The sequence below is a fragment of the Sphingobacterium kitahiroshimense genome (assembly GCF_025961315.1).
Lineage (GTDB): Bacteria > Bacteroidota > Bacteroidia > Sphingobacteriales > Sphingobacteriaceae > Sphingobacterium > Sphingobacterium anhuiense.
In genome coordinates, this window is sequence record NZ_JAOQNK010000001.1 from 3,829,722 (window position 1) to 3,852,975 (window position 23,254).

Sequence of the window (23,254 nt, forward strand, 5' to 3'; positions counted from 1 at the left end):
TATGTTTACTATAAATAAAAATTTCTTAAGTTTTATTTTATTATTACTTGTTTTTTTTCTTTTCTCTTCATGTAAAAAAGAAAAGAAGTGGGTAGAATTACCCGAAATACAGCTTGTAGAAAGTGAATATAAGGCAGTTATTATAGATAGTGCTATTGTTTATCATACTGTACCTTATAGCGCTTTTTCAGACCTTGCGTTTTATGAAGGAAATTTTTATTTAACCTTCAGGAGCGCTATTGAACATGGATTTGATACCACTGGATCCATTCTTGTTATGAAAAGTAAGGATTTTTTACGTTGGACCAAATTCACGGAAATAAAAATTCCAGAATTCGATTTACGGGATCCTAAGTTTATGTTATATCAAGGTGCATGTTATCTTAATTTTTCTAAAGTCAGTCCAGCTACCGCATCGAATAGGCATCAGCTCCAAATGTACAAGATAAATGATAGTCGTACATCATTTGATTTACGTACTGCATACGATAACAGCAATTATTGGTATTGGTATACAGGGGAGTTTGATGGAAGCTTATTGACATTTGGCTATAGTAAAAGTGAAATCGGCTTTTTTAGAAACCATGCTGGTCGTATAACGTCCAGATGTTTACTGGAAGTTCCTAACGAACCCTCAGAAGCACGATTTGTACGTTCAAAAAATAGCTTTTTTAGCCTCATACGCACCCAGCATAAAGGTATATTAGCGATTTCAGATTTATCTAACATATGTTCACCAACATTATGGCAGTTACCCGTGTATCAATTTGGCGGGCCTAACATAACCGTCTACAATACAGGAAATTTGCTACTTTCAGGAAGAGAGCTTATCGATAATAATAATTATGGAGATTTTGTAAAGACAGCATTATATATGTATAATATAAAAAACAATACACTTTCTAAGCTTCTATTTTTACCCTCTTTTTCCGATACTGGTTATGCAGGACATATCGTTCAAGGCGATACTATCTATATGAGTTATTATGACCATCATCGTTCAACCGGTAAAGCGGTTATAAAAACAGTACGCATTAAAATTGAAAAAAAAGATGCTTAATGTAAAAGAATTATTAATGAAAGTTGTCGATAGAAGCAGTCTTCTACGGACACTTTTTACTTATTATAAATGTTCCCAAAGCCGTGAATTTCTGAAGGAAATCAATCGTCGGGCAAGACTATCGATTTTTGATTATAAAGAACTGGGCAAAGAGCTTGAAGAATATCCATGTTTTTTTATTCCAGACTGTAATTACTATGGTCTTTACCACAATTTATTAGTCTATTCGGGCTTACAACCAGAACATTTGACTGTTTTTCAGAAACATTATTTTTACATTGAGCATGGTTTAGTCTTAGGTTCTTATGTCAATTGCTATAATATTGGAAAGGCCAAATTAGTAACAACCATCAGTCCGGTAAGACAAAAGATCATTGACAGTACGATTGAAGGTGTTCATAGCCATGTCATCGGACCTTATATTCATTATTGCGAAAGTTTATTGACAATTGCTGAAATCGCTGCCAAAAAATTAGACCTTGGTAAGGTACTTTTGGTTATACCATCACATTCCATTGGATCCGTAACTGCAGAATTTGATGAAGAGAGTTTTGTCGCAGCTATACGAAAGAAACGGATTGGATTTGATACCGTTATTGTTTGTTTATATTGGAAAGATATTGATAATGGTTCAGATAAAATTTATTTAAATGAAGGCTTCCAAGTGAGTACTGCAGGTCATCGTGATGATTTAAATTTTCTACCTAGGCTTAAAAGCTTATTTTTGTTAGCATCGGAAGTTTATACCAATAGCATCGGTACGCATATTGCATATAGTCTTGATCTGCGCATACCTATAACTATTTATGAACAGCAGGTTGTTTACAAACAAGTACAGGATTTTCAGGTTAACCGTGAAATTTTAGAAAAGGAGGATAATATTCGCACTGCCGATTCTGATCGTCAGATTATCATAGATTCTGTTCACAGAGACAACCGGTCTGTGTTGAATCAGTATTTTGGTCTTGATCGGGTGAAAAGTCCTGAAGAGATGCGCAAATTAATATTATCAAATAGATAACTTTTTAGCACTGTATAACTTTTACACTTGAATATGAAAGAGCTTAATCTTTTTAAAATAATTTCATTAAATCTCCTTATAATAGCCTTGTTTGACTCTTATACGGTGTATAGTGAATTTATTTTTCTAAAGTTAGGAATCTATGCACTCAAGTTGGTGAATGTTGTCAGCATCCTATATCTTTTGCGGTATAATAGTAAAGCCAACTATAAGTGGTTGTTATTTATCTTTCCTCTAGTATACCTCTATCTTTCAAAGGACGTAGTTTTAAGCATTCAGCTCTTTTACTCTGCTTTTTTACCCGTATGTTGTTTTATCTTATTACCAGTAGAATATAAGCGCGAAGTCGCCTTTAATTATGTTCGTATTATTTGTATACTCTGTCTGATTGGTATACCCATATACATATTGATTAACTTGGGCATATTGCCAAGTATCTTCACTTATGCGAAGGGTGAAAAGGTCTATTTTAACTATTTTTTGGTCTATTGGGGGCGAGAGGGCCTTCTCTATCGTTTCAGTTCTATTTTTGACGAGCCTGGAGTCATAGGTACGCTAGTGCCCATTATCTATTTTTATTACCATCAGCAATTAAAGCTTTGGCAAAAGATTACCTTGAATATCGCAGGTTTTCTCAGTCTATCCATGTTCTATTTTATTACAATAGTACCGGTGCTTTTTTTCTCAGATTTACGTCGTATTTCAACAAAAAAATCGGTTCAACGCGTGATCTTTTTTATACTTTGTTTAATCGGCTTTTATTTGGTATTGAATTTTGTGGCCTTATGGAGTAAATCAAATCCAGTCTTAGCCCTAGCAGTTTACCATCGTTTTGAATGGGCAGGAAATTGGATTGTTGGCATCGTAAACAATAGAGATGTTGGCATTCAGGGTTTTGATGAATTGTTTGATAAGTGGAATAATTATCGTAGTTTTACATATTATTTCGGCTATGGAAAAGACTATATGATGGAAGTTTTTGATGGTTCTACATTATCCTATCGGACTGTTTTAATTGAAAAAGGCACACTCATCGTGTTTTATTTATTATTATGTTTTTCCCTTATGCATCAGTCTAAATTTAAGCTCTTTAATTTGATTTCCATTGTCTTTTTGATGGCAGTTTTTTTTCAGCGACCTACTTTACATGCCATAAATTATTTTTTATTGCTCTATGTCGGATTACGGCTTTACGTTGGTTCGGACGAAAAGGATTGCCTGAAAGAATTAGACAGTATTGACCAAAAACCATTATAATCAGGTGGATCGAGATTTCTGTTAGCAAATAATGAGAGGTCATTCTGATTTATTAGAAGAAAATTTAAAAATGAAACAGCCTAAATTAATACATATTATACCATCTTTAGACAGGGGTGGAGCTGAACGGTTTGTTGTTGATCTTTGCAATGAACTTTCAAAAACGAATGACGTATATCTGATTTCCTTGTATGATAATACTGAAGATTCTTTTATGAGTGAAATATCGGAACATGTTCAATTAATCTCTCTTGGGAAAAAGCCAGGTTTTGATCTCAAAGTAACGTTAAAATTATCCAGAATTATCAGTAAAATAAGACCACAAGTTGTCAATACACATATCAGTGCTTTAGAATATTTAATACCCCATTTGTTATTCAGCTTCAAAAAGAAAAGTGTCAAGTTTTTTCATACCGTTCATAATGAAGCTGATAAGGAAACAGTTAATCCGGCTATCTTCAATTTAAGAAAAGTATTATTTAAGTTAAAGCTTATAATCCCGATTACTATTTCTAAAACAATGAGGAGATCTTTTGAAGAAGTTTATAAGTTGTTAGGCTTTGATACACAGGTAGATAACGGCAGGCCGTATAGGCCTTTTAATATATCGGTTTGTGATGCAATCAAAAAGAAGTATGGTAGTACAGGTCAGCCGTTATTTGTTAATGTGGCAAGAATAGATACACAGAAAAATCAGTTAAATCTTGTGCTCGCATTTAAAGATGAAAGGCTAAAAAAAATCAATGCAGTGCTGTTGCTTATAGGAGACAAGAGGAATGAATCGCTTTATAAGGCTATTCTCACAGCGATAGAAGGTGAAAGCAATATTCATTTATTAGGTGGCGTTTCCAATGTAGAAGATTATCTGGCAGCCAGCGATGCTTTTATTTTACCTAGCATTTATGAAGGTATGCCCATTTCTTTAATAGAGGCCTTATCTCATGGATCTTTTCCTATATGTAGTCCGGTTGGTGGAATCATCGATATGATTGATGATGGGATAAACGGTTTCTTAAGTGCGGGTACCTCAGTAGAAGATATTACCAATTCGGTGATACGCTATTTAAATTATGATGATAAAGATATGATCAAGGAAAATGCAAAAAAAAGTTATCATGATCGCTATGCTATCGAGACAACAGGTTTGAACTATTTAAAAGCTTATGGATTATGAATATAAAAATTTATCTAATTGCCATAATATTGACACTAGTATGTAAAGATACTAGTGCTCAGTCTGTTAAAACTATTTCTGTGCTTGATTTTGGTGCTAAGCCAAATGATAATGTCAGTGATCAGGAGGCGTTTGAAAAAATGAGCGCCTACGTCAATTCGCGAGGTGGGCATGTGATCATTAAAATACCTGCAGGAATATTTCTAGTAGGACGGCAAGAGAAAATCGCAGGTGGTAGTTATTATTTAACAGGAAAAGATGTTATTAGTCTTCAAAACTGCGAGAATGTAACGATCAAGGGTTCGGCGGGGACAAAGTTGTTATTCAATGTAGGCATGCGTTTTGGGTCCTTTCATCCAGCTACGGGTAAAAGTACCAATAAGACATTCGAATGTGTTGCCAAGAATAACGTTGCCACAGAACGTGCCATGTTAGGGCGGGTGATACATGTTAGAAACAGTAATCAGATCAGCATTCAGAATCTCAGTCTGGATGGAAATTTTTATGCCGGGACAGTCAATAACATGAACAGTTTTCCCTTGCGTGGGATTTCTCAAAATTCAGAATTTCAGGCTGATAAAATTAACATAGGAGGAGGTTATGGTGACTGCGGGATTCAGATTGAGCACTATGGTATTGTGATATCCCACTCTACCAATGTACTTGTTGATCATGTTCGGTCCAATCGATTTGGCACGGATGGATTGATGATCGCTAATATCAGTGGCAGTGATAATCATGTCCGTGTTCGCAACTCTACTTTTGATTACAACTCGCGTACTGGTATTGCTGTGGGTGGCGGTCAGGATATCACCATCAATAAATGTACGATCTCTAATACAGGACGATTTCTTTATATCTCTACGGCAACAGGTATCGATATAGAACCTGAAGCAGATGCAACAGTGAAAAATAAGACTGTTAAAAAGGTAACGATCAGTAACTGCATCCTTTCGGGTAACAGTGAAGGCGCCATTTTAGCTAAATTTGGAGGTGCAAGTTCAGAAGTCCACGTGATGAACTGTGATATATCATCTTCAAGAACAGCGGTCGTTATAGGTCCAAAATCAACAAATTTTAGATTTTCTAATAACCGGCTGAATGGTGAACTCATCCTTAATAATAAGAATATGGGTAAGATTTCTGCTAAAGAGCAACGTGTATTAAATAAATCAAATTAATGAATATTCTCCATATCATCAACAATATGGCCAATGGCGGTGCAGAACGGCTGCTTGTTGATTTTTTACCGCAGTTAAAATCAGATCAATGTGATATAAGCTTATTGGTTATCGTTGAATCCACGAGCTTACCCGAATATATCCAGGAATTACGCGATTCAGGCATTCATGTTTATTTTTTAAAACACAGTGGCAGTCTTTATGATTTAAAACTACCATTTGCCATACAAAAATTTTTAAATCAAAAACATTTTGACATTGTTCATGCGCATTTATTTCCGGCGTTTTATTATGTCGCGTTAGTGAAGCGCATGTTCCGCCGAAAAGAGCGCTATTATTTTACAGAACATAGCATTCATAATAAGCGTATCGATGATAGTCGATTTAGATCTTTGGAGAAATGGGTTTATAATGCTTTTGATAATCTTATAGTCATTTCCAGTCCCATTAAGGACAAATTGGATCAATGGATTGGCAATTCAGAGAAGACGGTATTAGTTCGAAATGGACTGAATTTATCGAAGCTACAATCAGCAGAGCTAAAGGATCTGTCCACAATAGATGGTGCGTTAGGACATAAGGACCGAAAGTATATTTTAATGACTGCTCGATTTGATCATCCAAAACGTCAGGATCTTTTATTGGAAGTTTCCCAATCTCTTCCTGAAAATTATACTATAGTCTTTGCAGGGGAAGGACCGCAGCTAAACAGTTGCCGTAGCTTAGCTGAGGAGATGGGGATTTCACATCGGATCGTTTTCCTTGGGCATCGTAATGATATTGCTTCTTTAATGAAATCGGTAGACCTTAATATTTTGTACAGCGAATATGAAGGTATGTCAGGAGTCACGATAGAAGCTATGGCATCAGGCCAGCCATTTTTAGGTTCCGATGTACCTGGTATCAATGATATTGTTGCCAGTCCTTTGAATCTATTTAAAAATAATCAGGCCACTGAGATTGCAAATAAGATTGTTGCACTATGCTCTTTGTCGGATACATCTCTGTTGAATCTTCAGATGGAGCAATCAGAAAAGTTTACGATGAAAGCGATGGTAGAAGGATATTTGAAGTTATATCGATAAAAACAATGACGATGAAAGGAAAAAAAATATTACATGTTGTTTCTGTATCATTCTCCCTGCGTTATTTTGTGGGTAACCAGTTTCATTATTTTAATGGAAAAGGATACGAATTTCATGTCGCATGCTCTGGATCTGAAGAATTCGACAATTTAGCTCAAGAATTTGGTTTTAAGCTATTCCCAGTTCCGATTTTGCGCAGTATCAATCCCTTGCAAGATATCAAGTCTATTTACAAATTATATCAGTATATCCGGAGGGAAAAATTTGATATTGTTATTGCGCATTCTCCCAAGGGAGGTTTAATTGGTATGTTGGCAGCATATTTTGCTCAAGTTCCGACTCGTGTTTTTTTTCGTCACGGATTAGTTTTTGAGACAGTTACAGGATTCAAAAAGTACTTATTAATTAATATTGAGCGTCTCATTGGCTTTTGTGCCAACTCTATTGTAAATGTAAGTCCCTCCATCAGTAAAATTTCAGATCAGTTACACTTAAATATATCTTCTAAAAATGTACTCTTAGGTAAGGGAACGTGCAATGGTATCGATACGGTACGATTCGTACCTCGAGCAGGTTATAAAAACCCTGAAATAACGACTGTAGGTTTTGTCGGAAGATTATCCAGGGACAAAGGTATCGTTGAGCTTATCGAAGCGTGGAAAATGTTAAGCCATGAATATGGATCCATTCGGTTGTTATTAGTTGGTCCTGTTGATGAAAGAGACCCTTTGCCCACCGCTACGTTAGAACAGATTAAAAAAAATCCATCTATTAAGTATGTTGGAGGAGTCAGTGATACTGCTTTGTATTACAATGAGATGGATGTTTTTGTGTTGCCTTCTTATCGGGAAGGATTTCCTACGGTTACCTTAGAAGCTTCTGCGTCGGGATTGCCTATTGTGACCACTAAAGTGACAGGATGCATCGATTCAATTATCGAAAATGTTACAGGCCTCTTTGCTGAAAACACGGCGAAAAGTCTTTACGAAATGGTAAAATTCTATATCGATCATTCTGAAATAGCAAGAGAACATGGAGAAAATGGAATTCAATTTGTTCGCGATAATTTTTCTGAAGACTATATATATACAGAAGTTGAAAAAAAACTTTTAGCACGATAAATGGTATAAAAATTTTGCGTTTGACTAGCAGACAATAGGCGTAAATATGGATATGACGGTGAATCAATGACGGGCCAAATTTCTTTATAATACTTTGCATTTCTCACTCTTTATTAGTTTTTTAGGAGTCTTTATTATTTTTTTTAAATAAAAATTTTAATAGAATCTCTAAAATTCAAGTTTTCTAAGATCAATCTTGATCTTTTTCGATCTTAAATACGCTCTAATTTGTCTTAAATTCGCATAATTGAGAAATTATCATTCTCAGCTGTAGCGTTTTACAATGATTTAACGTTAAGTAAATAAATAGGACAATTATCACTATATTTGTATCATTAAATATTAACTATGTTTACGGTGTGTATCTTTTCTGTTATATAATTATATGGCTGAGAATTTTAACTGCTATTATTACCAGATTAGAGCGTCATGTCATCGTTAAAATTTAATTATACTGGTTATTGAAATAAAAAAAGAAGTCTGGGAAGAATTTCATTTAGCAATTTTAAGATTCAATTAAGGGCTTTACGATATTCAAATGAATCATTGCCGTTTATGATAGTTCTATTCGTTTTTTAATAATATATACTTAAATAAACAACCAACCGTTTGAGACGTGCAGTTGTGGAGAGATAAAGTATTAATAATAAGTGTTACGTTGAGTAATTATGTGGTTATAAGAGTATATAATAATGAAGGTATTAGTTTTAGGTGGAAATAGCGGTTTTATAGGAAGTCATCTGAGTGATAAATTGGGTGGTTTATTTGATTGCAAGTTTGTATCAATGCGTAATTTAGATTGGGTTAACGATAATTTCGCTGCAAATTGTGTTATCAATCTTGTTGGAAAAGCACATGACTTTACTGGCACTGCCAAGGAAGAAGATTTTTACTATGCCAATTTTGAACTTGCAAAAAAAGCTTTTCAAATATTTTTATCATCACCTGCTAGTGTCTTTATTCATATTAGTTCTTTGGCTGCAATAGAGGAAATAGAGGCCCCAAATCCGTTATCTGAATTTGCTACTTACAACTCTGTAACACCTTATGGCAAATCCAAGCGTGCAGCGGAAGAGTGGTTACTTGCACAGACACTTCCCTTAGGTAAAAAGCTGATCATTTTGCGTCCACCAATGGTGCATGGTGAAGGAGATAAAGGAAATCTCAATCAATTGTTTAAATTAGTAAATAAAGGAATTCCTTATCCACTTACTAAATTTAAAAATAAGCGGTCTTTTCTTTCTATCGAAAATTTTTGTTTCTTTATTGAACAGATCTTATTTAAAAAAGACAAGATGGAGACAGGTATTTATCATCTTGCTGATGATGAAACGTTATCATCCAATGAAATTATTAAAATTATTAAAGAAGAGACAGGTTTTAATACGCCTTGCCTGCCCTTGCCTAAAAGCTTAATACGTTGGATATCTAAGGTCGGTGACCGGACCTCATTACCATTGAATACATGGCGTCTTAAGAAACTAACCAGTACTTTGGTTGTATCTAATAAAAAGATAAAGATAGCCTTGTCTATCCAACGTCTACCTCTTACAGCCAAAGAAGGGTTGAGAGAAACTATTCGATCATTTCAAAATTTAAATCAATAACCCTTTTCATTTTACATTGATTTGTTTTTTAGACAATTGTTCATCTATTATTGCCGGTACAAATAACAGCTTTTGGCCCATGCACTATTATGCAAATGTTCACAGAAATTTCTCTTGATATTTATGTGTATGCTGTTTCGAAGCCTGCTGAATATCACTACACTTATTATCGTAATAATAACCAAACAATAAACTAGGAAACGACGTGTATAGCTGCAGTTCTATTCGGCATATTAAGGAAACAAATAGGCGATTTAGCATTGCCAGGTAATTGCCCTCAACCGGTAAAGAGCTAGCCTTGAAAAACCAAATTTGATAAAACATTTACACGAAGCTTTCAGTATTTCTTTTTATTCTCCGTGATTTGAGCTCCTATTGTACTGGACTATACATCTTTTTTCACGTTTTCAGAAGTGTTAATGTATGTTAAACGATAAAAGTAGGCATATTTATTGCGATTAGCGAATCAGCCTTTTACTTTATATCAATGAAATTGTTACATTTCAATATGAAACCGTTTCAGCTAAGTTAACAAGTAACGGGATCATCAATTTAAAATTAGCATCACAATGAAGCTAATTTTAAAGCAATAACAACATAATAATTTGAAAAATGATGAATGATAAAAATACAAGTGCCTTACAATCCATAGTTGCAAATACTCATATCGCTGTCATTGGCTTAGGCTATGTTGGATTGCCATTGGCTATAGAGCTTTCAAAAAAGTACGATGTTTTGGGTTTCGATATCAATGAGGGGCGCATCAGCGAGCTTCGCCAAGGAAAAGATAGTACAAAAGAAGCTGATTTAGCAGATCTAGCCGCAGTCATGGAATTGCAGAAAAGTGCTACCATCGGATTATCTTTTTCCAGTGCAGTAGAAGATCTCCGTCGCTACAATACCTTTATTATTACGGTGCCTACACCAATAGATAAATTTAAAACACCCGATCTGCGGTTATTGCTTCGTGCTTCTGACATGATCGGTAGTGTATTAAAGGTAGGCGATATTGTCATTTATGAGTCTACCGTTTATCCGGGCTGTACCGAAGAGGACTGTGTCCCTGTTTTAGAAAAAACCTCTGGATTGGTTTTTAATCAAGATTTTTATGTAGGTTATTCTCCAGAACGTATCAATCCTGGAGATAAAGTCAATACATTGACCAAAATCAAAAAAGTAACTTCTGGTTCCACACCTGCTATTGCTGCGCGGGTCGATCAATTGTATGGATCTATTATCGTTGCAGGCACACATATGGCACCTAATATAAAAGTTGCAGAGGCATCCAAGGCTATTGAAAATGCACAGCGCGATGTAAATATTTCGTTTGTCAATGAGCTATCACTTATTTTTGATCGGATCGGTATCGATACCCATGATGTAATAGAAGCCGCGAGCACCAAATGGAATTTTTTAAAATACAAACCCGGATTAGTAGGAGGGCATTGTATCGGTGTAGATCCCTATTATCTTGCACATAAAGCTCAGGAACTCGGTTATGATCCACAGGTTATCCTTTCAGGACGAAGAGTCAATGACAATATGGGAGCATTCGTTGCCGATAAAGTTATTAAATTGATGATTCAAAAAGATCTAAAGATCAAGGGCTCCCGTACACTGATCTTGGGCATCACTTTTAAGGAAAACTGTACCGATGTGCGCAATACCAAAGTGGTCGATATTTATCACGAATTGCGATCGTTTGGTGTTGAGGTCGATATTTACGATCCTTGGGCTAATGTTGCCGAAGTCAAGAAAGAGTATGATTTGGATTTACTTCATGACCTAGAAGGAGCTAAGACCTATGCAGCAGTCATAATTGCTGTTGCACATGATCAATTTATCGAACTTGATTATGAAACCATAAAACAGAAAAATGGAATTATTTTCGATACCAAAGCATGTTTAGACCGTTCAATAGTAGATGGTAGATTATAGGTCAAACATGACCTATAATTGCAGTACTATAGTACTATAATGGATATTCTTTTACAAAAATAAAAGCATATCCAATCAATTATTTTCAATTCAACATGAAAATGGATGACACTTATTTAATAAAATGTGTCATATCTAATAAACCTACTCTATAAAGTTATTTTTTCTTAACAAAATTTTAATTTGTACATTTAAATTAGATTGAGTACTTTTGTTACTCAATATCTAATCAACTTAATGCTAGATTCGCTGATCACTTCAAAAACAAGACTCAAATTACTGATCAAATTTTTTGTATCAGCCAGCAATCGTGGCTATTTGCGAGGTATGGCAGATGAATTTAAAGAGTCAACCAATTCCATTCGTAAAGAGCTCAATCAATTGACCGAAGCCGGTTATCTGCTTCGGGAAGATAGCGAACACAAAGTTTATTATCGTGCCAATATTGCTCATTCCCTGTTTTCCTCACTTCAAGGTTTAATCCACAATTTTTTGGGTATCGAAGTTTTTGTAGATCAAGTATTAGCACGTGCTGGCGATGTACATGAAGTGGCTCTGCTGGGCGATTATGCTCAAGGTTTGGATTCTGGGCATATTGAGGTTTTGGTCCTAGGAGTGGAGCTCAATATGGACTATTTAGAGCAGGCAGCTTTAAAAGCTGGCACAATCCTTGGTAAGGAGGTCTCGATTTATACCGAGTCTTTAGATCAAGTCAATGGTAAGATTATACTCTATCAAAAAGCTTAGAAGCTTTACTATAAGAAAAACATAATTAACAAATTTTAAAATTAATTTGAGGTTATAAAAATGAGAGAAATTAAGAAAATAACCTGTATTGGAGCAGGTTATGTAGGCGGGCCTACCATGTCGGTTATTGCTCAAAAAAATCCGAATGTTACGATCACTGTAGTCGATTTAAATCAGGTGCGTATTGATGCCTGGAATGATGCCGATCTAAGCAAGCTCCCGATATATGAGCCGGGTTTAGATGCCGTGGTTGGTGAAGCAAGAGGACGCAATCTGTTTTTTTCTACCGATGTAGACAAAGCGATTGATGAAGCAGACATGATCTTTATTTCGGTCAATACCCCAACCAAGACTTACGGAAAAGGTAAAGGACAGGCAGCAGATCTGAAATATATCGAGCTATGTGCCCGTCAGATAGCCCGTGTGGCCAAAGATGATAAAATTGTCGTAGAGAAGTCTACCTTGCCCGTACGTACGGCCGATGCCTTAAAAAGTATTTTGGGGAATACCGGTAATAACGTCAATTTTCACATTCTTTCCAATCCCGAGTTTTTAGCTGAGGGAACAGCTGTTACCGATTTACATAACCCAGATCGTGTTTTGATCGGTGGTGAAGATGCAGAAGCAATCGAAGCCTTGGTGCAGATATACGAAGCTTGGGTACCACGCGAGCGTATTTTGACAACCAATTTATGGTCATCCGAACTGTCCAAATTAGTAGCCAATGCATTTCTTGCGCAACGTGTTTCTTCTATCAATGCCATTTCAGAGCTGTGTGAAGTAACAGGAGCCAATGTCGATGAAGTTTCACGAGCTATAGGTTACGATTCAAGAATTGGATCCAAATTCTTAAAAGCATCCGTTGGTTTTGGTGGATCATGTTTTCAAAAAGATATTTTAAATCTGGTTTATATAGCACGTTCATATGGCCTTACTGCTGTAGCAGATTATTGGGAGCAGGTTATTATTTTAAATGATCACCAAAAATCAAGATTTGCGCAGAATATCATTAAGACCATGTACAATACCGTCAATGGTAAGAAGATTGCATTTTTAGGTTGGGCTTTTAAGAAAGATACCAATGACACGCGTGAGTCTGCCGCTATTTATGTTGCAGATCATCTGTTAGAAGAAGAGGCGGAGATTGTTGTTTACGATCCGAAAGTACCAGCAGAGCAAATTTATAGAGATTTAGATTACTTAGGAACACGTTCGCCAGAAGATAACCGTCGTTTGGTAACTGTGGTGAGCGATCCTTATTTAGCGTTAGATGAAGCACATGCGGCAGCAGTACTGACCGAATGGGATGAATTTAAGCAATACGACTGGTCTAAAATTAAGGCAACAATGAAAAAACCTGCATTTGTGTTCGACGGTCGCAAGCTATTGGACAGAAAAGAATTAGAGGGGTTAGGGTTTGATTATTACGCGATTGGCGAGTAGATAGTAAAATTAAGATTTATTTAGCAGTAATAGTTTAATGGACAAGAATAAGGAAAATATAATTCATGTTGTTTTATCTGGGGGTATTGGAAGTAGGTTGTGGCCATTATCTCGAAAGCATAGTCCAAAGCAGTACTTAGGTTTATTTGACGGACAATCTTTGTTTGAAATGACAGTTCAAAGAAATCAGCAAATTGCTGATCAGATTATTGTGGTTGGAAATAAAGATAATACACATTTAAGCCATAAAGCCATGGTAGCTTGTGGTTTACCTTATAAAAATATCGTTGAGGCAACTCCTCGTAACACAGCAGCTGCTATAGCTTTTGCAGCATTTAGTGTTGATCCAAGTGATATACTTATTGTAACGCCTTCCGATCACATGATTTCAGGTGAAGAAGGATATAAGGATGCTATGGAAAATGGCATTCAAAAGGCAAAAGATGGTTATATTGTGACTTTTGGGATTAGGCCCACTCGTCCAGAGACAGGTTACGGATATATTGAATACGTAGAAGATGCAGTAAAATCTTTTCGTGAAAAGCCAAATCAAGATACAGCAGAAGATTTTATTGAAAGGGGAAATTTCTTGTGGAATTCGGGAATGTTTTGTTTCCAAGCTTCAGTTTTTTTAGAAGAATTAAAAAATTATGAACCACTTGTCTATGAAAAAGCATTATTGGCTTGGACATCTGCAAATGAAGGATTTTTAGATGAATCTTTATCCTTAAATATTCCGTCGATTTCTGTTGATTATGCCGTTATGGAACGGTCAAAAAAGATCCGTGTGGTTCCTACTACTTTTGAATGGTCTGACTTAGGCTCTTTTGAGTCTTTATATGATTATTTTATTTCAAATGGTTATCCCAAAGATGAGTATGGAAACATTGTTATTGGTACAGATGTTTTTACCGGCTTTGTTGGTTTGAAAAGAGCAATTTTTATTTCTACAAAAGATGCATTTTTAATTGTTCAAAAAGAGAAATCGCAAGACGTAAAAAAAATCTATAATATGCTTGAAAAGCATCAATCTAAATTATTAGACTAACTATATGCAGTATAAAAAAGTACTTGTAACCGGAGCCGCAGGATTTATCGGCTTTTACTTATGTAAAGCCTTACTTGATCAGGGAGTCGAAGTTGTTGGTATTGATAATATCAATGACTATTACGATATCAACTTAAAATATGCCCGTTTAAATGAGCTCGGTATAGTGCGCTCATCAGCCGAGAAATTTGGTGAAAAGGTAATTTCCAGCACATATTCGAATTTTCATTTTATTCGCATGAATTTAGAAGATCGTACATCACTGCCGGCGCTTTTTGCCAATGAAGGGTTTGATGCCGTAGTCAATTTAGCTGCACAGGCAGGAGTGCGTTACAGTTTGGAGAATCCAATGGCTTATGTAGATAGCAATGTCGTCGGTTTTGTAAATATTTTGGAATGCTGCCGTCATCATAAGATCCAGCATTTGGTCTATGCTTCCAGCTCTTCTGTTTATGGTGAAAATGCAAAAGTGCCATTTTCCGAAGATGATCGTGTAGATTATCCCGTAAGTCTATATGCGGCGACTAAGAAAGCAAATGAGTTGATGGCACATACGTATAGCCATTTATATCAGATCCCGACTTCAGGTCTTCGTTTCTTTACGGTTTATGGACCTTGGGGACGACCAGATATGGCGCCCATCTTATTTGCGTCGGCTATTACTGAAGGGCGTTCCATTAAAGTGTTCAATAATGGAGAGATGAGTCGTGACTTTACCTATGTCGATGATATTGTAAGTGGGATTATTATCACATTAAATAATCCACCAAAATTAGAAAAAGAACAACCAAATTATCAGGTGTTGAATATTGGCAATGGATCTCCGGTTTCTTTAATGGAATTTATCGGAACTTTGGAGAAGCACTTAGGTCAGGTAGCAGAGAAAGATATGCTACCTATGCAGCCAGGCGATGTACCACGTACTTGGGCAGATACTAAATATTTAGAAAGTCTAGGATATGAAAGTTCTACAACAGTTGATGTGGGAGTTCAGCGATTTGTAAACTGGTTTATAAATTATAAAAATTAATTTTAGTTAATAAGTATTGATGAAAAAATCGATCATGTTAATGGGATCTTTTTCTGGAGGTAATTATGGAGATTCTATTGTCTTAACATCATTGTTATCCTACCTAGAAGAAAAATCTTTTACTGAAGTATATATTCCTTCTGCTAGTCCTGTAAATACTGAAAAGTTACTGACTAATTATTCAGGAATTTTGAAAGTGAACTATATTGATATTAATATGAGAAGAACCTACGGTTACAGGTTTTTTAATACTAAGGTTATCAAATCACTGAAAAATATTGACTATTTAGCTTTTACAGCTGGAACTATTTTCTTTCGTGATTTGTTCAATCCTAGAAAGAATTTTGTCTTTTCTGTATTTTTATTGTTATTGTTTTTAAGAAATTATAAGATCAAATTAGTGGGTTTATTTGTTGGAATTAATGAACCAATACTTGAATATAAAGGATTTAGAGCTACAGTCGCGAAAATTTTCTTTAATTCATTCAGCCACATTATAAGTAGAGATTATGAATCTTTTATAAATGTTAAAAATAGCTATCCTGATGTAAAAATATCACGTTCTTACGATATTGCATTTTATGATCTCCTGAAAAGAAATAAGAATAAGTTGAATAATGATTTGATTAGCATATCTAATCATGAAGATTCATCCGTTATTGGTTTAAATATTTGTGAGTATTTAGGAAAGCAAGTTGGAAAAGAAGTCAATATTTTAGATCTTAAAATTTTTTTAGAGACTGCAAGTAAGGATTTCAATAAAGTTGTATGGTTTCATACCACAAAAATGGATGAGGAGTTTGTAAAAAATAATCTTTTAAGTGAGGGACAAGATCTTAGTAAGAAAAGCATTCATCTTGCTTTATATGAGGACCTAAGCCATGAAGAAGAGTATGAAAACATTCACTATTTTATTGGCATGAGAATGCATAGCATTATTCCGGCACTAGCCTTTAAAGTTCCGTGTATAGCATTGAATTATAATGACAAAGTAAGATCGCTTTTTCGTCAATTGGATGGTGAAATGTTTGCACTGGATTTGGATTTGATTAAAAGTACTAATGTATCAGAACTTGTAAAAAATGGTTTTGTCCTAGATGATGACCAAAGAGCTCAAATTATTCAAAATGTTGAAGATATCGAAATTTAAATCATTACTATCTGGTAATTTTGGTTTTACGGCTCTAGCAAAAGCGTCGGATCTTGTCCTAAAATTTGGAATTCTTCTTTTTTTTATGACATTTCGTGGAAATGAAGATTTAGTTCAATACACTTATTTTTTATCTTTAGGTGGTATAATGGGGGCAATATTTGATTGGGGTGGAGCTCGATATAATGTTAGGCAAATGATTGATAAGGGAGTTCTACCTTTGAATTTTTTATCTGTTGTTTTATCTGCAGTATCTTTTCTTATAATCTATAAATTTCAATTTATAAAAATATATAATTTATCATTTTTAATACACTGTATAGTATATGGTGTAACGCTAGGATGGATAAATACATTTGTTAAGTATTATGAATATATAAATAAGAATAAAGTTCTATACAAGTTTCAGGTCTTTATAAATTTAACCTGTTCCGTGTTAATATCAATATTAATTATATTGGGTCTAGACTTATTGTATGCATTCGAAATTCTAATTATTGGAAATATAGCTATTATTGTTATATGTTTTACTATTAATAAAGGAAATGTAAAATTTATATTTTCTCCAACGTTACTATATAATGGTTTACCTTTTTTGATAAATACATTAGCGGTAATGGCATTTTCTCAGATTAATATTGTTATAATAAATCAGTTTGGTACAGATTATGAAATTAGTAATTTTGTTCTTGCGCAACGCATAATGGAAGTTACTTTGATGCTTCCAAATTCATATACTAGTAGTGTTATTGGTAAATTCTTTAAAGGAGAGGTGATAATGAAAGAAATTCAAGGAAAAACTCTAAAGCTTTGGTTGGGATCATCTTGTTTGTGTTTTATTATTACTTTGGCTGTTATGTATTTATATCCAAAGTATAACATTGTAGTATATTTATTTGTTCTGCTCCTACCACTTGGATTTGTCCGTTCGATGAGTATGTCTTACAGTGTTATACTCGATTACACTAAATATTATTTAGTTCGCACAGTTAGTATTTGTTTTATTCTAATATTAAATCTATTACTTGCTAAATATATTATTCAACTTCCGTATGGCCTTTATTGGTTTTCTATTTATATTGGTGTGTTGATATCTTTACTAATAATTGTATATAAAGTAACTTTTAAAAAGTATAATATTTATGAAATGTTTCATAGTTGATTTTAAGTCGGTTTCATTTTCGAAATTTAAGGCTCATGGTGGAGGTGATTTTGCATTGAGGATTATTGACTATTTCTTGATGAATAATGTTTCTTTTTTTATTCTAAATAATACAACAGAATATTATCAAGAATATTCAATAAAGAATCTTAAAGAGCAAGTAAAAATTAGTGAAACTTACTCTGATTTTCAGTATTTCAACCCTTTGTATCACGGAGGGGATAATAATGATTTCATCTATTCATGTAAATTTCTTTATGTCCATGGAGTGAGGATGTTGGAAATGCCATATGATAAGTATTCATATAAATATTATACATTCCCTAATAATTTTGTTAATTTTATTAAAAATGCTTTTTTAAATAAATATTATAAATCGAAGGCGACAGATTTATTAAATAGTACTGAGAAACTAGTCGGGAATGTTAAATTATTAACGCCAAGTGAGCATTCTAAATATATCTTTCTCAGTCAAAAGAATTTTAATAGAGAAATTTCCGTACTTCCTCCATTTCTTAATAAACCTATACATCCTGAAGAATTGAGATTAGATTTTAATGAGCCTTTTATTCTTTTTTTAAATGCTGATAGATGGGTGAAGAATTCTTATCGATTTTTAAGAGCTTATGATGAATTAATTAAACAAGGTAAAATTAAGAATATTAAGTTAGTAATGGTAGGAAAACCTATTTTCCATGAAGACTTTTCAGATGAAGTAGTTTATTTTGATTATTTGAATAGGGGTAATTTAGAATGGTTAATGAAAAATGCGCTTTTTCTTGCGTACCCTTCTCTAAATGAGGGGTTTGGGTATCCGCCTGTTGATTGTCTGAAATATAATACCCCTGTGCTTTGTACGGCTATATCAGCGACAAATATAGTCTACAACGGGAGTGTTGTTTTTGTTAATCCATTTAATATAGATGAGATAAAGTCCCGTATTCTTTATATGATCGATAATTTAGATCATTTGAAATCACAAAGCTTAGAAAGTAAATATTTTCAAATTGAACAAGAAATCAATAATAAATGGATGAAATTAATATCATAACAACTTGTTTTTCCATTGTTTACGGACTAATTATACTCAGTGGGATTCAATATTTATTATTTAAGAATATTTATAGATCTGTTAATAAAACATTTTTATTTTATGTTTTATTATCGATCGTTTATTATTTTCTTAACTTATTGGTAGTTCCAGATTTTTATGGATTTACCGGTGGTTTTAAAGTTGGGACTGATGATTTGAAATATTTTACCCAAATAAAGGATGAATCTGTATTACTTAAGAATACTCTTTCATATGGAGTGTTGAGTCATACTCATCAATTTAGTATATTTTTAAAAATATTATATCCTTTTCCAATCTATAGTCCACTGCAAATAATAACTTTTAACTGTTTGGGAATTACTTTAATTCCAATACTAGGGAAAAGAATTTTTGATATATATTTTACTGATGAATTTTATAGGACAAAGATCTTATTTATTTTATTGCTTCTTTGTCCTACTTTATTAATGAATGGACTTATCTTAATTAGAGATGGGTGGACAACTCAATTTTTTATGATTTTTTGTTACTTGTTATTAACAAAAAGATATAACTTTTTAATGTTTTTGTCTGCTGGTTTGCTAATTTTTTTACGTCCTTCATTTATCGTATTTCCTTTTTTGTTTGCTTTTATTGAGCTAAACTTTCATAAGAAGTTCTTTTGGTCAAGGAGTATAGCTTTGTTATTAATTCTGTTACCAATCGCAGCTATTTTTTTAAAACAAATTGAAGGAGTAGATTTAAGTGAAGGTGTAACTAGAGATGGATATGTAGATAGTTTCTTAGGGAAATTTGAGGATGAGTCTATCTTCTATAAAATCATGAAGCTTCCCTTTCCTTTAAATATTTTGGTTAGTTATATCTTCTTTTTAACGAGTCCTTTTTTAAAGTTTAGATTTTTTTATGAGGATACATTTATTATAAGAAATGTTTTTTCAATTTTAGAAGCAGTAATGATGATTATTTTAATGCCTGTTTTTTTTAAAAATCTCAAATCTAATGTTTCAAATTTATCATTTCAAAAATTATTAACTTTTGTCAGTGTATCAATTTTAGTGCTTTCCACTATTAGTCTTCAATTTAGACATAAAATTATATTATTGCCATTTATATATATGCTATTAGTTTTTTCATTTAAGAAAAGTTCATTAAATTTTATACTCATAACAATTTATCTGCTATTGCAATTGATGATAGTACTGTAAAATATTTAGAAATGAAAGGAAGAGACAAATTTAAAGCGCTGAAACCCATTTTTACGATATTAATTTTATTCTTTAAAATTTTACCAAAAGTTATTTGTGAAATTTTTTGGTCTATAATTATGCCTTTCAATGGCCTTTTAGCGAAGGGAATAAGATATTCTATACTGAAAGCAAATGCTAAGGAAGTTGGAGATAATCTATCGGTTGGTGCTAATACTATTATTAAAAATTGGCAGAATTTTTCTTGTGGAAATAATGTTAGTATTCACGAAAACTGTGTTGTAGATTGTGATGGTGAAGTGAAGATAGGAAATAATGTTTCCATCGCTCATGCTTCGTCACTTGTAGCAGCAAATCATACATGGAGTGATTATAGTGTTCCTATAAAATATAATCCACTTACGGTAATCGGTATTATTATTTACGATGACGTATGGATTGGTTGTGGAGTTAGGATTCTAGATGGTGTTAGAATACATAGTCGCTCGATTATTGCTGCAGGCGCTGTAGTAAATAGAATTGTGGAAAGTAATTCACTTGTTGGCGGAGTACCTGCCAAGTTAATTAAAAAAATATAGATGAAAGCATTATTTGTACATGATCATATTTTCTATAAAAAGAGTAATGACTTTTATAGTCCCGGTGGATTGCCAGTAGTGGCATGGGATCGTTATCTTGCCAGTGTCGATCAATTATTTGTTGTTTCAAGGGGGAATGTAGATGATCACAAAGAAGGTCTTGTAAAGTCTTCTAGACCTAATGTTGAGTTTGATTTGCTTTATAAAGTAAAAGGTGGATTAGATTATTATAGATTTCGGAAAGAAATTGAAGCTAAACTTCGATTTTATATTCAAAAAGTCGATTTTGTAATTATTAGATTACCATCAACAATAGGTTATTTTGCGTATCTTTTATGCAAGGAGTTAAAAGTCCCATTTGTAAGTGAGGTAGTTGGCTGTGCTTGGGATAGTACATGGAACTACGGAACGTTTTTAATTAAATTACAAGCCCCCATCAGATACTTTCAAATGAGGAAAGTTGTTAAGGAGAGTTTTGCTGTTACGTACGTAACTGAATTTTTTCTTCAAAATAGATATCCTACTCAATCTAATATAGTAATATCGGCTTCCAATGTGCAAATTCCGGAAATATTAGAAGAAACTAAATTAAGCCATATTAATTTTTTGAAAAGAAGTGAGGATGAACGCATAATAAAAATTGGCATTATAGGGAATTTAAATGTAAAGTATAAGGGCTTTGATGTTGCTATGCGTGCGCTTCATGAATTGAAAGTAAAAATGCCTGAATTGAAATTTGAATTTTATTTAGTTGGCGGAGGAGTTCAGGATTATATCCTTTCGTTAATTGAGAAATTTAATTTGAATGAGGAATGTAAGATTGTCGGTCGATTAAAAGCTGGCTCCGAAATTTTTCAATTTCTCGATGGTTTAGACCTTTATATTCATCCTTCAAAACAAGAAGGGTTACCTAGATCGGTAATTGAAGCAATGAGTAGAGCCTGTCCTGTTTTGGCATCTAGTGTAGCAGGAATTCCAGAATTAATTGCGGATAAATATTTACATCATCCAGGTGACTATCGTAAATTATTGCAAGACTTAATTTACGTCCTTACAGATTTAGAAGTCAGAGTTTCTATGTCCAATAGTAATTTTAAGAAATCTAAAGATTATGTTCAGTCTAGATTAGAAAGTATAAGGAAAGATTTCTTTCAACGAATAGTTGATCAGGTCAAATTAATTAAAGAATCTGAAATTAGTAATAGATGAAAATCGCTTTAGTAGAAAATTTTGGATCAGATTTTTTTGGTGCAAGATTAAGATATGCTCAATTTCTTAAAGATAACGGGCATCATGTAGTTGCAGTTGTTCCTGATGACGGTTATGCTGATAAAATAGTAGGAGCTGGTATTGAAACGATAAGTATTAAAGTTAACATTCGAAGCAGAGATGTGAAGACAATGTTTGCTTATGGCAGTAAATTAGGAGAAATATTTAAAAAAGAAAAATTTGATATTATCCATTTTTATCGTATGCAACCGAATATAATAGGAAGCCCGATAGCTTATTTTGCTTCAAGAAAAAGTAAGATTATAAATCATATTACTGGACTAGGTGTTGCTTTCACAAAATCATCCTTTAAGTACAATGTTATTAGATTTATAATAAAAAGTGCTTATAATTTAAACAGTCGAATTTTTAATGCACAATTAATTTTGCAGAATAATGAGGATAAGATAGAACTTGGAAATCTTCAAGAATTTTTGGTTGTTAAAGGGAGTGCTGTAAATGAAGATAGGTTTAGACTTGGATTACCTAAAAATATTGAGCTTATAGATGAATTGAAGAATACCTATGGTATGACGGAGGGCATAACTTTAATATTTGTTTCTCGTTTATTAAAGCAAAAAGGACTTTCTTATTTAGTCGAAGCTGTAAGGGTTCACAATTTGAATCATATAAATAATAAAGTTAATTTACTAATAGCAGGGTGGTTAGATTTTAATAATCCTGATTCCTTCACTAAAGAAGATATTGAGAAATTTAGTGATGTAGATGGCGTTATATTTTTAGGAAAGAGAAATGATATTGATCAATTGATCAATATATCTGATATAGCTGTCCTGCCTACATATTATAGGGAGGGTACGCCGCGCTTTCTTCTTGAAGCAATGGCCATAGGAAAACCGATATTAACAACAGATATGCCAGGTTGTAATCATCTTGTTAAAGATAATGAAAACGGTATTTTAGTTCAACCTATGGACCAAAGTGCATTAACAGCTGCGATAGAAATATTATCTAAAAGAGATCTGAATAATTTAGGTTCAGTAAGTCGAAAAATATATGAAAACGAGTTTTCTGAAAACGTAGTGTATAATAAATTGTTGGAGACCTATTTAAAGAAGTAGATCAAGCAAGGATATACAAACAGTATAATTTGTTTTTTGTTA

At 33.5% G+C, this 23,254-nt stretch carries 20 protein-coding genes; all 20 read left to right on the forward strand.

All coding sequences use genetic code 11. The annotated features are described in order from the left end of the window. The first annotated feature begins 1 nt into the window (after position 1). The 20 genes from M2265_RS17010 to M2265_RS17105 all read left to right on the forward strand — a co-directional run bounded on the left by M2265_RS17010 (position 2) and on the right by M2265_RS17105 (position 23,212). The gene (locus M2265_RS17010; protein WP_132769841.1) at positions 2-1,060 is read left to right on the forward strand and encodes a hypothetical protein; all 1,059 of its coding nucleotides are present in this window, start codon (positions 2-4) and stop codon (positions 1,058-1,060) included. After that, complete coding sequence (locus tag M2265_RS17015; RefSeq protein ID WP_132769839.1) at positions 1,053-2,081, forward strand: hypothetical protein; 1,029 nt, start codon at positions 1,053-1,055, stop codon at positions 2,079-2,081. Before M2265_RS17010 ends, M2265_RS17015 begins: the two co-directional genes overlap by 8 nt. Positions 2,082-2,114: 33 nt before the next feature. Then, entirely contained in the window at positions 2,115-3,338 is a 1,224-nt protein-coding gene (locus tag M2265_RS17020) for a hypothetical protein (protein WP_132769837.1), read from the forward strand. Positions 3,339-3,408: 70 nt separating this feature from the next. Next, positions 3,409-4,512: a glycosyltransferase gene (locus tag M2265_RS17025; RefSeq protein WP_165905884.1), complete on the forward strand. Its 1,104-nt coding sequence runs from the start codon at positions 3,409-3,411 to the stop codon at positions 4,510-4,512. After that, the gene (locus tag M2265_RS17030) at positions 4,509-5,693 is read left to right on the forward strand and encodes a right-handed parallel beta-helix repeat-containing protein (RefSeq protein WP_132769833.1); all 1,185 of its coding nucleotides are present in this window, start codon (positions 4,509-4,511) and stop codon (positions 5,691-5,693) included. The genes M2265_RS17025 and M2265_RS17030 overlap by 4 nt, the downstream gene beginning before the upstream one ends. Continuing rightward, on the forward strand, positions 5,693-6,778 hold the full coding sequence (locus M2265_RS17035) for a glycosyltransferase (protein WP_132769831.1): 1,086 nt from the start codon (positions 5,693-5,695) through the stop codon (positions 6,776-6,778). The genes M2265_RS17030 and M2265_RS17035 overlap by 1 nt, the downstream gene beginning before the upstream one ends. 11 nt (positions 6,779-6,789) lie before the next feature. Next, positions 6,790-7,899 carry a glycosyltransferase family 4 protein gene (locus M2265_RS17040; protein ID WP_165905883.1) on the forward strand — a complete coding sequence of 370 codons (1,110 nt, stop codon included), beginning with the start codon at positions 6,790-6,792 and terminating at the stop codon, positions 7,897-7,899. 692 nt (positions 7,900-8,591) lie between these two features. Further along, positions 8,592-9,506, forward strand: a complete 915-nt coding sequence (locus tag M2265_RS17045) for an NAD-dependent epimerase/dehydratase family protein (RefSeq protein WP_132769827.1) — start codon at positions 8,592-8,594, stop codon at positions 9,504-9,506. Between the two features lie 612 nt (positions 9,507-10,118). After that, positions 10,119-11,444: a nucleotide sugar dehydrogenase gene (locus M2265_RS17050; RefSeq protein ID WP_237682840.1), complete on the forward strand. Its 1,326-nt coding sequence runs from the start codon at positions 10,119-10,121 to the stop codon at positions 11,442-11,444. Between the two features lie 237 nt (positions 11,445-11,681). Beyond that, the gene (locus M2265_RS17055) at positions 11,682-12,191 is read left to right on the forward strand and encodes an ArsR family transcriptional regulator (protein ID WP_132769825.1); all 510 of its coding nucleotides are present in this window, start codon (positions 11,682-11,684) and stop codon (positions 12,189-12,191) included. 60 nt (positions 12,192-12,251) lie between these two features. After that, positions 12,252-13,634, forward strand: coding sequence for a nucleotide sugar dehydrogenase (locus M2265_RS17060; RefSeq protein WP_132769823.1), 1,383 nt, complete (start codon positions 12,252-12,254; stop codon positions 13,632-13,634). Positions 13,635-13,671: 37 nt separating this feature from the next. Continuing rightward, on the forward strand, positions 13,672-14,682 hold the full coding sequence (locus tag M2265_RS17065; RefSeq protein WP_132769821.1) for a mannose-1-phosphate guanylyltransferase: 1,011 nt from the start codon (positions 13,672-13,674) through the stop codon (positions 14,680-14,682). Between the two features lie 4 nt (positions 14,683-14,686). Then, positions 14,687-15,712 (forward strand): NAD-dependent epimerase, encoded by a 1,026-nt coding sequence (locus tag M2265_RS17070; RefSeq protein WP_132769819.1) that lies wholly within the window; start codon positions 14,687-14,689, stop codon positions 15,710-15,712. Between the two features lie 19 nt (positions 15,713-15,731). Next, positions 15,732-16,862, forward strand: coding sequence for a polysaccharide pyruvyl transferase family protein (locus M2265_RS17075; protein WP_132769817.1), 1,131 nt, complete (start codon positions 15,732-15,734; stop codon positions 16,860-16,862). Then, positions 16,840-18,024 carry a hypothetical protein gene (locus M2265_RS17080; protein ID WP_132769815.1) on the forward strand — a complete coding sequence of 395 codons (1,185 nt, stop codon included), beginning with the start codon at positions 16,840-16,842 and terminating at the stop codon, positions 18,022-18,024. The genes M2265_RS17075 and M2265_RS17080 overlap by 23 nt, the downstream gene beginning before the upstream one ends. Next, positions 18,005-19,075 (forward strand): glycosyltransferase, encoded by a 1,071-nt coding sequence (locus M2265_RS17085; protein WP_132769814.1) that lies wholly within the window; start codon positions 18,005-18,007, stop codon positions 19,073-19,075. Before M2265_RS17080 ends, M2265_RS17085 begins: the two co-directional genes overlap by 20 nt. Beyond that, entirely contained in the window at positions 19,054-20,283 is a 1,230-nt protein-coding gene (locus M2265_RS17090; protein WP_132769812.1) for a hypothetical protein, read from the forward strand. Before M2265_RS17085 ends, M2265_RS17090 begins: the two co-directional genes overlap by 22 nt. 11 nt (positions 20,284-20,294) lie before the next feature. After that, a complete protein-coding gene (locus M2265_RS17095; RefSeq protein ID WP_132769810.1) occupies positions 20,295-20,861 on the forward strand; it encodes an acyltransferase in 567 nt (188 codons plus the stop codon). After that, positions 20,862-22,070: a glycosyltransferase gene (locus M2265_RS17100; protein ID WP_132769808.1), complete on the forward strand. Its 1,209-nt coding sequence runs from the start codon at positions 20,862-20,864 to the stop codon at positions 22,068-22,070. Then, a complete protein-coding gene (locus M2265_RS17105; protein WP_132769806.1) occupies positions 22,067-23,212 on the forward strand; it encodes a glycosyltransferase family 4 protein in 1,146 nt (381 codons plus the stop codon). The genes M2265_RS17100 and M2265_RS17105 overlap by 4 nt, the downstream gene beginning before the upstream one ends. Positions 23,213-23,254: the final 42 nt, after the last annotated feature.